Annotated in this window: 1 protein-coding gene; it reads left to right on the top strand. The window is 51.4% G+C overall.

Features of this window, described 5'->3' with window-relative positions:
- Positions 1 to 255 (top strand): DEAD/DEAH box helicase family protein (locus SB773_RS33090; RefSeq protein WP_410594668.1); only part of this gene is annotated, 255 nt, incomplete at both ends.

The raw sequence follows: 255 nt of genomic DNA, 5'->3' as shown, positions 1-255 counted from the left end.
CGTGCTCGTCCTTCCCTGTGGTGCCGGAAAAACGGTTATCGGCCTAGGAGCGATTTGCCAATTACAGACAGCCACTTTGATCCTAACCACCAACCCCACTTCTGTCCGCCAATGGATTCAAGAGCTGCTGGACAAGACCGGGCTTGACCCCTCCTTGGTCGGCGAGTACACAGGTGATAATAAGCAAGTAAAACCCATTACTGTGGCGACTTATCAAATTTTGACCTACCGCCCTGCCTCTGAAGAAGAATTTCC

The sequence above is a fragment of the Bacillus sp. SIMBA_074 genome (assembly GCF_046534555.1).
Taxonomy (GTDB): domain Bacteria; phylum Bacillota; class Bacilli; order Bacillales; family Bacillaceae_G; genus Bacillus_A; species Bacillus_A mycoides.
The sequence above is the reverse complement of the archived record's forward strand: the minus strand, read 5'-3'. Positions and strand labels throughout refer to the sequence as shown.